Here is a 14,425-nt window from a genome sequence, read left to right as displayed (position 1 = left end):
TAAGATTAGAGTCGGCTGTTACATTTGAGATAAACATTTAACAATCAGGTTTTTCAACCTGCTGACAGACAGTTAATGATTGTTGGTTTGAATTTATTACTAAAATAATGAATTAAAGACTCAATCATTAAAAGAAAATATCAAATTCTCTTGATGAGTTTTTTAGGTAATTTTTTTGTTTAATTACTTCACAAAGAATTTGCTACAAAAATAAGTAAAATACTTACAAACAAAGCTCAATAATCATCTTTTCACAGAATCCTTGTCGCTTTTTTAGGAAGATTAAGCTTCTTTACTCGAAATCCTCAGTTCTTTTGGATAATAATTATTGATTCTATTAGGAAGTATTTTCACCCAACCTAATCCAAAGCCTTTGAAAGTCATTAAAGACCAGCCTTTTATCTCTTCTTCCAAAACAAAATCTTCTCTTCTTAAATACTTATTTGCTTCTTCTGCGCTGAGTTCAACTTTGTTTGTTTTTTCGGATAAAAATATGCTCATAGCAAGCTCATGGTCAGGAATTAAATCTTTATTAGATAGTTTTCCGATTTTTGTGCCTACTTTTTTAAGATTAAAATTAAACTGGATTAAATTAATGGCATGTTCGTGTGTAGGCTTGATTAAAAAATAATCTCCATTTTTTTCAAACCAAGTATGGTCATCAACGTCTTTTATCCAATTTCTGAAAATTTCTCGTTCAGTTCTACGATTGTTATTTTTGATGGGTTTACCAGAGCGAATGAATACTTCTTTTTCTGACGATTTTTTTTTGAAGGCTGTAATAAAAAAGCCTTCTCCTTTTACATGGTCAGGGAAAAGTCTAAATGAGCCTTCCGAAATTACTTCTCCTCCAAGTATGTCAGTATTTTTTGCGGTTAAATGTTCTGCATTAAAAGTAGTTTCTATCCAATCTACAATATCTTCATTTTCTTCTTTAGAATAGGACGATGTTGAATAAATTAGTATTCCACCTTGTTTTAAGCTAGACCAAGCATCGCTAATCATTTTCTTTTGTTTTAATGACCAAGCTAAAACATTTGCATCCGACCATTCTTTCAAAATATTGGGATCTTTTCTCAATAGACCTGAATTCGAACTTGGTGCATCAATCACTAATACGTCAAAAAAACCAAAAAGACGCATGAAATCTTTTGGGTCATTATTAGTCACAATCGTGTTCATTGTACCCCATTTTGTCAGATTATCACTCAAATTATTACTTCTAGTTTGAATAACATCATTACTAATTAATAAAGAATCAGGCGTTAGTAAACTGGCAATTAATGTGCTTGTTCCACCCGGTGCAGCACATAAATCAAGCACTTTTAAATCTTGAGATAAATCGACTGTGTTTTTCAAAACTTGTTCTAAGTACATCGAACTTGCCTCTTGAACAAAAAAAGTACCAGCATGAAAAAGTGGATTTTGCGAAAAGTCGCTACGAGAGGCTAAATATTTTCCGTAATCAGACCAAATTACGGGAGCTTCATCATTAAAAAAATCTGAATTTTTAAACGGATTTATGCGAATAGAAGTAGGAGATGCGTCATTTTCATGCGCTTTAATAAAGGTACTTTCATTAAAACCTTGAATGTTTTGCAATGAATTAATTAATGTTTGGGGGACTTTCATAAAGTGAAATTACACAAAAAAGCCAAACTGACGACTAGTTTGGCTTTTTGCTTAAATTTTTCAATATTTAAAACGTTTGAAAACGCATCTGATTACTTCGTTTTTATTTTTCCAACAATCCAGTTTCCTACTTTTCGGCCTTGTACTAAACCATTTTCTAAAGCTGGGCGGAAATGAATTCCTCCATATAAACGGCTAATAGAAGCTTCTTCAGCGGCTTGTGTGAAAGAAGTAAATTTACGAACTGGTAAGCCATAAGGAATTTCAGTTGAGTCCGCAAAAGCAACGTTATCGCCTAAAATTGATGATAATGCCACTGACGCTGCTCCAGAAATTACCGAGTGTCCAGAAGTATATTCTGGGAAAGGAGGAGTTTGCAAAACAGGTTGCCAATCTTTATCAATATTAGCGTTGATAACACTTTCAGGACGAATACGAACCGAACGATATTTTTCTGTCCAGCAAGAAATGAATCCGTCAAAAACAGCAATTGACGTCATTAAGTAAGCCTGTGCTGTTTTATAAATATCAGCATTGGTATTTCTGCTTACTTGCGAAACAATTCCCATCCAATGTCCGCCTGGAGATACTTTTTTAGTAGCAAACATAGCATGACCAGTAATGTTCATCTTGAAAGGGTTACAATCCCAGAAATTACAGATAGCTCTTTGTTCATCCGTCAAGTTTTTAACGGTATTATAGCAATCCATTACTTCATTGTAATACTCACTTCCTTTTGTTAAATCAAATTTTGAAGGTGGTGGCGGAGGAAATTGAGCAGAAGAGTCTAATGTGAAAGAGCGAATCTTTTGCCAATTTGGCTCAACGGCATCCATATAAGCAGGAGGAGTAGGCACCCAAGTTCCTACTTTATTAGTCACCGTAAAACGGAATCCACGTGTTTGTTTATAATTATCCTTTTTAGAATAATTCATGATAGAAGCCGCTACAGAGTCACCAAAGGCAATCGAATTATCAAAAACCTCTTCGGGAATTCCTGTTGCTTTATATTCTTCCCAAAGCTTTTTTTCAAAATTCACATAAACATCTTGGGCAAAAGTAAGGTTTTTGCCAATAGTTAGAAATGCTCTGGTAGCCGCCAATGGATAGCAATATTGTTTACTTGAATCTGGTTTATAAACTTTTTCAAAACCATTGAATTGTCCAACCATTGATTTCAGCCCTTTGTTCGCTGGAACAAGTGCTTCATAAGCAGCTAAAGAGGCATAACTATATATACGACTTGAAACTGGAGGAGGAAAAATGTCATGAATAATTGATTCAGTAACTTGTAACTGTGTTTTTCTTAGGAACTCAGGATTTTCAGCGGCTTGTTTCCAACTACCGTCATCTTTTTTACAACTGAATAATAAAGTAATACACGATAATATCAGTAGAATGTTTTTGTTCATTGTTTGGGTTTTAAAATGGTAAATCAAAATTACAAAACTTTTTTTCCTAAAAAATGGAAATTGTTAATTTTAAGGATGATTTTTATCTTTTTTTTAATTATTCTGATAATAATTCTGAAAATGAGCAAATTGAAAATGCTTTTAATTACTTCTTTAGTCATCAATTGTTTATTCTGTAAATTTTAAAACATAAAGCTTTTTTTGAAGTTGACTAATAGAATCAAATCATAGAACTTTGAAAATACTTATTGTTGGCGCAGGCATAGCTGGACTTTCAGCCGCTAAAATTTTAGCAAAATATCATGAAGTAACTGTTATTGATAAAGGCAGAGGGGTAGGCGGGAGAATGGCTACTCGAAAAATTGGTGACTGCCAAGCAGATCATGGAGCACAATATTTTTCTGTACAATCGAAAGATTTTCAGTATTTTATAAATGAATTGTTAGCAGAAAGTATAGTCTCAAAATGGCAATTGGCACAACGGACAAATGTTCGCTATTTTGGAAATAAAGGCATGAAAATGATTCCAAAGAAAATGGCGGAAAATATCAACATGATTCTCAATGAAAAAGTAAGTGAAATTGTTGATAATAAGCTTCTCTTAGAAAGTGGAAGGGAATATATTTTCGACCAATTAATTCTTACTCAGCCCGTTCCACAAATTCAGGAATTATTAAAGAAATCATCAATACTTATTTCTGCTAAAGATGAGTCTGCTTTAAATTTGGTTAAATATGAGCCTTGTATAGCTGTAATGGCTGTTTTAAATAAAGTGACAGAAATCCAAAATGGAGGAATAATACTGGAAAATCAACCAGTAGCTTGGATTGCAGATAATTTTCAAAAAGGCATCTCAACAAAACCTTGTGCGACACTTCATGCTTCGGCTAATTTTAGTACTGAAAATTTAGAAGGAGATTTAAACGTAATTGCTCAAAAAATGCTTGAATCGGTGGAAGAATTTATTCCAAAATCATCCGTTGAAACGTTTCAAGTACACCGCTGGCGTTACAGTTTAGCATCAAGTCGTTATCCCGCAACTTTTTATCAATTTGATAATAAAGCTATTTTTATGGCAGGCGATGGTTTTGGTATTGGAAATGTTGAAGGTGCATTTTTATCAGGTTTAAATGTGGCTAAATTTATACTAGAAACTTCACTTAAAACGGCTGAATAATCCACCGTTTTAAGTGAAGTAAATTTATAAGCTTTCAGCAATTTTTCTGCCAGTCAACATCGCTGCATTCAAAGATGGATAAGCAGTATAATCGCCACATTGATAGAGTATATCACTGATTTGCAATGGAAATGTTTCCTTATTTTTCTGGTTAAAACTTGGTAAAGCTTGTGGAATATGATAGGTTTTTAAATGTTGCCAAGTGGATGCTTCTTTGCCAAACCAAGTAATTAATTCCTTTTTAATACTTTCGGTCAATGTTTTCTCATCTTCTTTCACATCTCCTTGAGTAGAAACAGCAATTAAAAATTTACCAGCTGGGGCATAATTAGAAGCAATATCACTCGGTACGCACAGATTATGGATTTTAGCTTTTCTATCTGGATTGAGTACTAAAAGTTTTTCTGTAAGGGGTGATTTATTTGCTGAAAAATAAGTACAAGTAGTTTTGTTGAATGACAGATTTTGAGTTTTCCCTAAAAGCTTTTCAGAAGTTAAACCATCTGTTGCTAAGACAATTTTTTCGCCATACAATTTTTCTCCATTTTCTAAATAAACCCTATTTTCTTCAATTTTTACAACTTTAGTATTGAAAAGTATGGCGTTTTTGGGCAAATGATTAGCAATCTGTAAAGGAATTTCTTGCATCCCATTGGCTGGAATTACAGCATCACCTTCATAGAATTTTTCAAAAATAAATTTGAAAAAATTGGCAGAAGTATTTAACTCATCTTCAAGAAATACACCACCGAAGAAAGGTTTGAAGAACTGCAAAATCATTTTATCAGAAAATCCAAAGTTTTGTAGATATTGCAAGGTTGACTGATACTTATTTTCAAGAATATCTTCTTGCATATTTTGGGTTTCGATAATCAAACGAAGGATTCTGAGCTTGTCGGCAAATGTCCCAACATTTGAAAAAAGCGCTGCAAACAAAGCCGATGGTTCTTGTATCGGATTAAGCATTTTCGTGAATTTATGTTGTTCATTGTCACGAATCAAAGCGCCAGATGTGAAAGGTTGGAGATTTAATTTTTCATAGTTTAACAATTTTTGTGCTTCTGGATAAGCAGTCAATAAAATCTGAAAACCTCTATCAAGTAGAAATCCATCTTGTTTGTCTGTTTTTACTCTTCCGCCAACTGTATCACTAGCTTCTAAAACCAAAGAGTCAATTCCTCTGTCTTTTAAGTATTTGGCACATGTCAATCCAGCTATGCCAGCTCCGATGATGATAATCATTTCTGTATTGATTTAATAATGATAGATTATATTTCAGCCTCAATTTTATATAAAATCTAGTATGTTTATAGGATTTATATTATTTTGACTGTTTTTCTTTATTTATTAAAAATAACTAGCTATTTCGTAAAGAGTTTTGACTTTCTTGAAAATTATATAAAACCATTATGACAAAATGAAGGAAAATATAAATATTCTAATATTGAAAAATGAGTCATTTGCCTGACAAATTAAGAGTAATCAGTTTTTTATATTTACATTCATCTAAAGAATTACAGAAAAATGATTTTCTGTTTTAATATATAATGTATTGGTATTTAGTGGTTTATGTATTTTTTTGCTTTAAAATGAATTTATCTTAATCTAATTTGTTAAAACTAATAACATACAAATAATATACTTTTCAGAGATTTTTTATTATTTTGCATCACATTTAAAATCTATATAAAATTGAATTAAACCGATAAACTATTTAATAGATTATTAAAATTTCGAGGAAAATTGTATTTTATTTAGATTGCTTAAAGGGTTGATTTATCCATATACAAGTATTTTGATTGGGCTGAAAAGTGAAATCATCATCAAATTTTTAATATTATAAGATATGAACTATCAAATTCACGAAGAAAATGGTTACAAGTACATCGACGAAGGAGAAGGCGAAATTCTTTTTTTACTTCACGGGCTTTTCGGTGCATTGAGTAACTGGGAAGGAGTAATTGAGGGCTTCAAAGGTAAATATCGAGTAATTATTCCGATGATGCCAATTTATGAAATGCCAATTGCAAAAGCTGGATGTGAAGGATTGACTGAATTCATTGAAGGTTTTGTGAATTGGAAAGGCTTTGATGAATTAACACTTTTAGGAAATTCTTTGGGTGGACACGTTTCATTAATTTACACATTGAGAAATCCTTCAAAAGTAAAAAGATTAGTGTTGACAGGGAGTTCGGGGCTTTTTGAAGATGGAATGGGCGGTTCGTATCCAAAACGTGGAAATTATCAATACATTAAAGAAAGAGTAGAATATACTTTCTATCGTCCTGAAACGGCTACAAAAGAATTGATTGACGAAGTATTTGAAATTACCAACAGTGCTTCTAAAGTAATTAGAATTATCTCGATAGCAAAGTCTGCACAGCGGAACAATATGGCGAAAGATGTTGTTAAAATCAAAGTACCAACACTATTGGTTTGGGGATTGAACGACACCATAACGCCGCCACAAGTAGGTCATGAATTCAATCGTTTAATTGAAAATTCTGAATTACATTTTATCGATAAGTGTAGTCATGCACCGATGATGGAGTGTCCAGAAAGATTTAACGAAATTTTGGATGGCTGGCTCGAAAAAACTCCTATTCGTGTAGTTGAGTTGGTATAATCAACTTAAAATTTGGAATTTATCTATAATTAACTATATTAGCTTTAATTATATAAATTTCATCGACACAATATGCACGCTAAAGACTTCATTAATCCAATGTTACCAGTGCTAAAATCTACAGATACTGTAGGGGAGGCGTTAAACTGGATGGAAGAATATAGAATAGGACAATTGCCATTGATTCATGAACAAGAATATCAAGGTTTGATTAGCCATGATATTCTGCTTGATGCCGATGAAGATTTACCACTTTTGGCATTACAACCTGAATTTGAAGACGCTTTTGTCAATGTAAATCAACATCTTTTTGAGATTCTGAAAATTGTTCAGCAGTACGATTTACAAGCAGTGGTTGTACTTGATGAAGAACAAATGTTTGTAGGCACAATCAGTGTTCAAGAATTGCTAAATCAGTTTTCTAAAAACTTAGGCTCACAAGAAATTGGAGCTGTATTAGAAATTGCAGTTGAAAACAGAAGTTATTCACTTTCAGAAATTAGTCGTTTAATAGAATCTAATAATGTTAAAATTATCAGTTCATATTATACAAGTGGTTCTGGACTGGAAGACTCAAAAGATATTTTAACCTTGAAATTAAATCAACAAGATATTTCAAGAGTAATTGCAACACTCGAACGTTTTGAATATGATATTGTCGGAGCTTATAATTTTGAAGAAATTACTTCACCCGATAAAGAACGATACGATATGCTGATGAAATATTTGAATTTATAATATTAAGCTCTTGAGAAAACCTCAAGAGCTTTTTTGTTTTTAAAGTGATTGCGAAAAACTTTTAAAAAGAGTAAAAAACGCAATTTGTTCGAAAACTATCAATAAATCCAATATTCAATTCCCAAAAGTTTGGGAATTTACATTCTTCTTTCTTCTTTTGTTTTTCAGATAGAAAATCAGGCTTTTTTCTTAAATTTAGAAAATAAGCTTCCAATCAACACAGATCATACAAGATGAAAATAGCCATTAACGGGCGAAATTTTAAGGATGAAATCAAACCTTTTGTTCAACTAATGTTTGATTTTTTGGCTCAGAAAGGAGTTGAAATCCAAATTTCCGAAATCTATCAACAATTTTTGACTGAGATTGGAGTCAGCCATCATGCAACGCAATTTTATACATCTCAAGAAGATTTATTTGATGCAAATATTGTATTGAGTTTGGGCGGAGATGGCACTTTGCTAGATACTGTTACGCATGTAACCAAGCGAGAAACACCAATACTTGGCATAAATACTGGTCGATTAGGCTTTTTAGCGACAGTTTCACCCGACAAGATTAATGAAAGTTTAGAAGAAATTTTTGCAGAACGCTACACCTTAGACCCACGAACGTTGGTAAGTGTGGAAACCCGCTTAAATAATGAACCAATAGATGTTTTTAATGGGATAAATTTTGGATTGAATGAATTAGGTATCATGAAAACGGATACTTCTTCGATGATTATGTTAAAAGCATATTTGAACGGTGAGTTTTTGAATACTTATTGGGCGGATGGGCTGATTATTGCTACTGCAACAGGTTCAACTGGCTACAATCTTAGTGTTGGTGGTCCTTTGGTAATGCCAAGTTCAGATATTTTTGTGATTTCGCCCATGAGTCCTCACAACTTAAATGTACGTCCTTTGGTGGTTTCAACAGATGTAATTCTGGATTTTGAAGTAGAAAGTAGAAGTAACAGTTGTTTGATTTCTTTGGATGCTCGTTCAAAAGTGATTGATAGCAATGTGAAAATCAGAATGAAAAGAGAAGCTTTTAAAGCAAATATTATTAAACTGAGTGATAGTAATTTCTTGAATACTTTAAGAAGTAAACTTAATTGGGGATTTGATGCAAGGAATTAATAAATCATTTTAATTAAAATTAAGCAAGAAGAATCCATTTGAATATATTATTTTCGTTGTAAAATTTAATAAATACTCATAACAAACTTAATGGTTTTACGTTAACAAATTGTTTGTTGATTCAATTGAAAAAGAATAACCACATAGATTCCATCCATTACCAGACAAATATGAAAAAATATTCTTCAATACTTCTGATACTGATAATTTGTGCTTTGAATACACAAGATTCTGAGGCACAATTTAGATTTTCAAATCTTTTCGGAGGCAAAGATAAACCACGTAAAAATAGATTGTTTGAACCAAATTCAACAGTTAGTTTAGGCGTTGGTACTTCAAGCTATTATGGTGATATTTCTCCTTACAACAGATTTTTACAATCTACAGTAAATGGAATGCGTTGGAATGTTAACTTCAATTTTACTCGTCAGTTTTCACCAACTTTTGCGCTTCGTTTTGGTCTTACTTATGCTAGAATTTCTGGTGATGATAATTATCTTGAAGGAGTAAAAGGTTATGAAGGTAATTTTATCAGAAACTTGCATTTTAGAAATGATATTAAAGAACTTTCAATTGTTGGACAATATGATTTAGTACGTACAAGTCGTAGTTATTTGCGTAGAGCTAATATTATTCCTTATATTTTTGGAGGTGTTGCCGTTTTTGCTCACGACCCAATGGCTAAACCAGATGCTTCTTTATACGGAAATGATTGGGTTCGCTTACAACCTTTAAATACAGAAGGACAAGGTCTTCCGGGCTATGCCAATAATCCTTATTCATTAATTAGCGTTTCTTTTCCACTAGGTGTTGGCGTAAAGTATAAACTGAACAAGCATTGGGATTTAGGCGTAGAAATGAGCTACCGTTATACTTTGACGGATTATTTGGATGATGTAAGTGGTAATTTTGCTGATCCTGCTGATTTAGCAGCGCAAAGTCCGCTGGCAGCTTCAATGGGAAATAGATCATTAGAACAAATTGCTGCTCGTTCTGGAAATGACCGTACACAAGGAGTAATAAATTATTTGACAGATATAGGCATTTATAGTGCATCCGCACCTATCAACCCTTTTAGTTTGACTGCAATTCCAGGTTTTTCAGACAAAGCTGATTTACGTGGAAATCCAAAATATAATGATGCTTACATGTTAACAACCGTGAAGTTGATTTATCATATTCCTAATAAAATTAAATGTCCAGTTACTCGTTAATCAGTCTGGAATAACATTCATGAACGGTCAGGTGTTTTTCGCCTGACTTTTTTATTAATTATGACATTATCAAAAAAGTTTCTCCTTTTAGTATTTAGCTTATTAAGTATAAATACTTTCGCACAAAAAATAGAAATAGGAGGTGGTTTAGGAGTAATGAATTATAAAGGAGATATTTCTCCCGATTTTCACCCAGCTTTCGCACGTTTGGGTGGAAATTTGCTTTTTAGATATAATCCTAACAAAATCGTTAGTTTCAGATCGAGCATTGTTTTAGGCTCAATTTATGGAGATGATAGCAAAGTAAATGATTCTTTTAATCAATTAAGAGGACAGACTTTCAAAACATCTATTAATGAATTAAACCTAATTACTGAATATAATTTTTTCGACTACAAGTACAATCGTTATCATAAAGATTGGAGTCCTTATGTTTTTGGAGGATTAGGTTTAATGAAGTTTTCACCTAGAGATACACCTGTAACAAATTATAAAACTTTACAAGTAGTAATTCCTTTTGGAATTGGCGTGAAATATAATCTGGCTGGACCTTGGGATATTAACCTTGAATTTGGTGCTAGAAAAACCTTTACAGACTATTTAGATAATTTAGGTGGCGACAATCCAGCTTTACCTAAAAACCAACAAAATGACTACAGTCGTGGTGATATGTATTATTATACTTCACTGTCTTTAACCTACAAATTTATCAAAGTATATTGTCCTTAAATAAGAAATTTTCATGTTTTGAAGTATTGAACGTAATGAGTAAAAGCTGAAAAGCTTTACATTATTTATGTTTAATACCATTTTTATGCCCTTTTAATATCATACTTGCCAGCAATAAGGGCTTCCTTGATTTTGAATAGGATAGGGAATTCGTTAAATTTGTCATATTATTCCCCAAAAGTACTCCTAGTCTATTTTTTGACTTATTATCCAAGTTTCAAAAGCTACAAGAGTTACCCATCATACTAGGAATAAAGGGCTTCAAACCTGCTTATTGCGTATTTGGAAGCCTATTATTATAAGTTTTATGTGTTAAAAAGTGTTAAATCGGTGAAAGAACAATTAGACCCTAACAATCTACCAAAACATATTGCCGTTATCATGGACGGAAACGGACGTTGGGCAAAACAGCAAGGCTTCGTTGACAGAATTTTCGGACATAGAAATGCTTTAAAAGCAGTAAAAGAAGCCATTGAAGGTAGTGCAGATTTAGGTGTGAAATATTTAACACTTTATGCTTTTTCAACTGAAAACTGGAATCGTCCAAAGGCTGAAGTTGATGCTTTGATGATGCTTTTAATCAGTGCACTCAAAGATGAACTTGAAGATATGAAGAAAAATAATGTACGACTAGATACCATAGGTGCTATCGACACATTACCTGAAAGTTCACAAAGAGTGCTTAGAAATGCCATTGAAGAAACCAAAGATAATACTGGTATCACTGTTATTTTGGCACTAAGTTATAGTGGAAAGTGGGACATTGTTAAAACTGCCAAAAAACTAGCCGAACAAGTAAAAAATGGAGAGTTAGCTGTTGAGGATATTAATGAGCAACTTTTCGAACAATCATTAGATACCAAAGGAATTCCAAATCCTGATTTGATGATTCGTACAGGAGGCGACCACCGTATTAGTAATTTCTTGCTTTGGCAATTAGCTTATTCTGAATTGTATATTTTTGAAGAATTGTTCTGGCCAGACTTCAGACGTGAACACCTTTTTGAAGCAATCCTTGATTATCAAGAACGTGAACGTAGATTTGGGAAAACCTCAGAGCAAATTAAAAACCCAGTAAATGCTTAAAATACAAATGTTTTCTTTCTCATCTGAAATGAGAACTATTCGCAAAATGAAAAAATATACATTATTACTTTCATGCTTATTCATTTCTTTTCTTTCACAAGCCCAATTGCGTGGAGCAATGGGAGCACGTTCGCCAATTGCTGAAAAAGCAATTGAAATGAATTACGCTGAACCTAAAGAATATGAAATTGCTGAAATTACTACTACTGGCTCTAAATTCTACGATGGCAATTCAATGATTTCTCTTTCTGGGTTAAGAGTCGGAGATAGAATCAAAGTTCCGGGAGATGCTGCTACTTCAGCTATTAAAAAATTGATGGGTCAAGGGATTTTGGAAGAAGTACAAGTAGAAGCTACTAAAATCGAAGGAGATAAAATTTGGTTGAATATCGTTATTAAAGAGCGTCCTAGATTGTATAAATTAGAATATACAGGTATTAAAAAAGGAGAGCAGGAAACATTAAGTGATAAAATCAAAACCTACAAAGGAAAAATCGTTACTGAAACGGTTAAGAAAAACGTAGAGTTAGCCATTAGAAAATTCTATCAAGATAAAGGCTATTTGAATGTTAGTATCAAAATTGCTGAAAAAACCGATTCACTTCGTGGTAATAATGCAACGATGAAAGTAGCCATTAAAAAAGGAGATAAAGTAAAAATTTCTAAAATTGAATTTGTAGGTAGAACAGAGATAAAAGAAAGCGTACTTCGTCGTAAATTAAAAGGAACGAAACAGAAAGCATTTTATAAAATCTTTACTTCTTCAAAATACGTTCCTAAAAAGTTTGAAGAAGATAAACAGAAATTGATAGAATTCTACAATAAAAAAGGATACAGAGATGCACAATTGATTTCTGATTCAGTTTTTAAAGATTCTGATAGAACTGTTAAAATTATCTTGAAACTAGATGAAGGGAAACAGTATCATTATAGAAATGTATATTGGGAAGGAAACTACATTTATCCAGATTCTGTCTTGACTGAATTATTAGGCGTTAAAAAAGGAGATGTTTATAACGTTGAAGATTTAGAAAAGCGTTTGAACGGTAAGCCAGGCGAAGATGTTAGTTCGGCTTATATGGATAATGGTTATTTGTTTTATCAATGTGAGCCTATTGAAACAGCAGTTGCTGGAGACTCAATGGATTTAACTTTCAGAATTACTGAAGGTAAACAAGCGACTATTAATAAGGTAATTGTAAACGGTAATACTAAAACTTCTGACCACGTAGTAATGCGTGAAATTAGAACTTTACCGGGACAAAAATTTAGTAAATCTGCTATCATTCGTACCGTTCGTGAATTATCAACTATCGGTTATTTTAACCCAGAAAAAATTACACCAAACCCAATTCCAAAAGCAGATGGAACGGTTGATATTGAATATAACGTAGAAGAAAAACCTTCTGATCAAATTGAGCTTTCAGGTGGTTGGGGTGGTTATATCGGTTTCGTAGGAACTTTAGGTGTAACTTTTAATAACTTCTCTGCAAGAAATATCGGTAACTTAAGCGCTTGGAAACCATTGCCTTCTGGAGATGGACAAAAACTATCTGTTCGTTTTCAAGCGAATGGTACTTCTTTCCAAAACTACTCTTTATCATTTACAGAGCCTTGGTTAGGAGGTAAAAAACCAAATTCGTTCTCTATTTCATTGAGTAGAAGTATTTCATATCCATACAAAATTCAACAGTACAATCAGTTGAGTGGTTACGGTTCAGGTTATGGTTACGGAAGTAGCTTATATGGAAGTGGTTACGGATATGGCTATGGTACAGGTTTAGGTTTAAATACTTCAACGTCTGATAGTGCTACAGCTGCTCAGAATGATGCTCACTTTAACAGTACTACTTTAGCATTCAGTTTAGGAAAGCGTTTGAAAGTACCAGATGATTATTTCTCATTAAGTAATTCACTATCGTTACAATTAATTGATGTGAAGAACTTACCATATTATGGTTATCCAGAAGGTAATTCGGTAGCGGTTTCTTTTGTAACGAATTTTTCAAGAAACAGTATTGACAACCCAACGTTCCCACGTTCAGGTTCTAGTTTCTCATTGACGGCTTCGTTAACTCCTCCGTATTCTTTATTTGGAGGCGATAATAAAAATTTAATTGAGTACCACAAATGGATGTTTGATGCCTCATGGTTTACACCAATTACAAGCAAATTGGTCTTCCACATGAGAACACACATGGGTTTCCTTGGTTCATATAATTCAAATAAAGACATTACTCGTTTTGAACGTTTTGACCTTGGTGGTTCTGGTATGCAAACAGGTTATAATGTCATCAGCCGTGACATCATCGCTCTTCGTGGTTATAAAGACAGAGTGTTTGGTTCGCAAGGTAGCTTACCAAGTGGTGGGGTTGCCTACAACAAGTTTGTAATGGAAGTTCGTTATCCAGTTTCTTTAAATCCATCAGCAACGATTTTCTTATTAGGTTTTGCAGAAGGCGGAAACAACTTTGCTAATTATTCAGAATACAATCCATTCAAATTATATAAATCAGCAGGTTTTGGGGCTAGAATTTTTATGCCAGCCTTCGGTATGATTGGTATTGATTATGGTTTTGCTTTTGATAAAGTACCTGGACAAACTTCAAGTAATGGTTTTGGTCAGCAAGCTTTTACTTTCTCGATTGGTCAGCAAATACGCTAATAAAGAATTGAAAAACCAAGCC

At 32.9% G+C, this 14,425-nt stretch carries 11 protein-coding genes; 8 read left to right on the top strand and 3 right to left on the bottom strand.

Annotated features, from left to right (window positions below):
- Positions 1-282: 282 nt before the first annotated feature.
- Both ABID42_RS09625 and ABID42_RS09620 read right to left on the bottom strand, forming a co-directional pair.
- Complete coding sequence (locus ABID42_RS09625) at positions 283-1,632, bottom strand: methyltransferase RsmF C-terminal domain-like protein (RefSeq protein WP_367283480.1); 1,350 nt, start codon at positions 1,630-1,632, stop codon at positions 283-285.
- A 92-nt stretch (positions 1,633-1,724) separates the two neighbouring features.
- Positions 1,725-3,044, bottom strand: a complete 1,320-nt coding sequence (locus tag ABID42_RS09620) for a vanadium-dependent haloperoxidase (RefSeq protein WP_367283479.1) — start codon at positions 3,042-3,044, stop codon at positions 1,725-1,727.
- 235 nt (positions 3,045-3,279) lie between these two features.
- Between ABID42_RS09620 and ABID42_RS09615 the strand changes: the two genes are divergently transcribed.
- Entirely contained in the window at positions 3,280-4,221 is a 942-nt protein-coding gene (locus tag ABID42_RS09615) for an NAD(P)/FAD-dependent oxidoreductase (RefSeq protein WP_367283478.1), read from the top strand.
- A 24-nt stretch (positions 4,222-4,245) separates the two neighbouring features.
- On the opposite strand, the gene ABID42_RS09610 is transcribed toward ABID42_RS09615, so the two are convergent.
- Positions 4,246-5,463, bottom strand: a complete 1,218-nt coding sequence (locus ABID42_RS09610; protein ID WP_367283477.1) for an NAD(P)/FAD-dependent oxidoreductase — start codon at positions 5,461-5,463, stop codon at positions 4,246-4,248.
- A 604-nt stretch (positions 5,464-6,067) separates the two neighbouring features.
- Between ABID42_RS09610 and ABID42_RS09605 the strand changes: the two genes are divergently transcribed.
- From ABID42_RS09605 to bamA, 7 genes are all read left to right on the top strand, one after another.
- Positions 6,068-6,847: an alpha/beta fold hydrolase gene (locus ABID42_RS09605; RefSeq protein ID WP_367283476.1), complete on the top strand. Its 780-nt coding sequence runs from the start codon at positions 6,068-6,070 to the stop codon at positions 6,845-6,847.
- A 72-nt stretch (positions 6,848-6,919) separates the two neighbouring features.
- Complete coding sequence (locus ABID42_RS09600) at positions 6,920-7,585, top strand: CBS domain-containing protein (protein WP_367283475.1); 666 nt, start codon at positions 6,920-6,922, stop codon at positions 7,583-7,585.
- Between the two features lie 233 nt (positions 7,586-7,818).
- Positions 7,819-8,709, top strand: a complete 891-nt coding sequence (locus tag ABID42_RS09595) for an NAD kinase (RefSeq protein ID WP_323255681.1) — start codon at positions 7,819-7,821, stop codon at positions 8,707-8,709.
- Between the two features lie 170 nt (positions 8,710-8,879).
- Positions 8,880-9,923 carry a DUF6089 family protein gene (locus ABID42_RS09590; protein WP_367283474.1) on the top strand — a complete coding sequence of 348 codons (1,044 nt, stop codon included), beginning with the start codon at positions 8,880-8,882 and terminating at the stop codon, positions 9,921-9,923.
- A gap of 60 nt (positions 9,924-9,983) precedes the next feature.
- Positions 9,984-10,652: a type IX secretion system protein PorG gene (gene porG, locus ABID42_RS09585; protein WP_367283473.1), complete on the top strand. Its 669-nt coding sequence runs from the start codon at positions 9,984-9,986 to the stop codon at positions 10,650-10,652.
- Positions 10,653-10,961: 309 nt separating this feature from the next.
- Positions 10,962-11,738, top strand: a complete 777-nt coding sequence (gene uppS / locus ABID42_RS09580; RefSeq protein ID WP_323255687.1) for an undecaprenyl pyrophosphate synthase — start codon at positions 10,962-10,964, stop codon at positions 11,736-11,738.
- 46 nt (positions 11,739-11,784) lie between these two features.
- Entirely contained in the window at positions 11,785-14,403 is a 2,619-nt protein-coding gene (bamA, locus tag ABID42_RS09575) for an outer membrane protein assembly factor BamA (protein WP_367283472.1), read from the top strand.
- Positions 14,404-14,425 lie beyond the last annotated feature (22 nt).

Origin of the sequence: Arcicella rosea (genome assembly GCF_040543805.1) — a bacterium.
Lineage (GTDB): Bacteria > Bacteroidota > Bacteroidia > Cytophagales > Spirosomataceae > Arcicella > Arcicella rosea.
The sequence above is the reverse complement of the archived record's forward strand: the minus strand, read 5'-3'. Positions and strand labels throughout refer to the sequence as shown.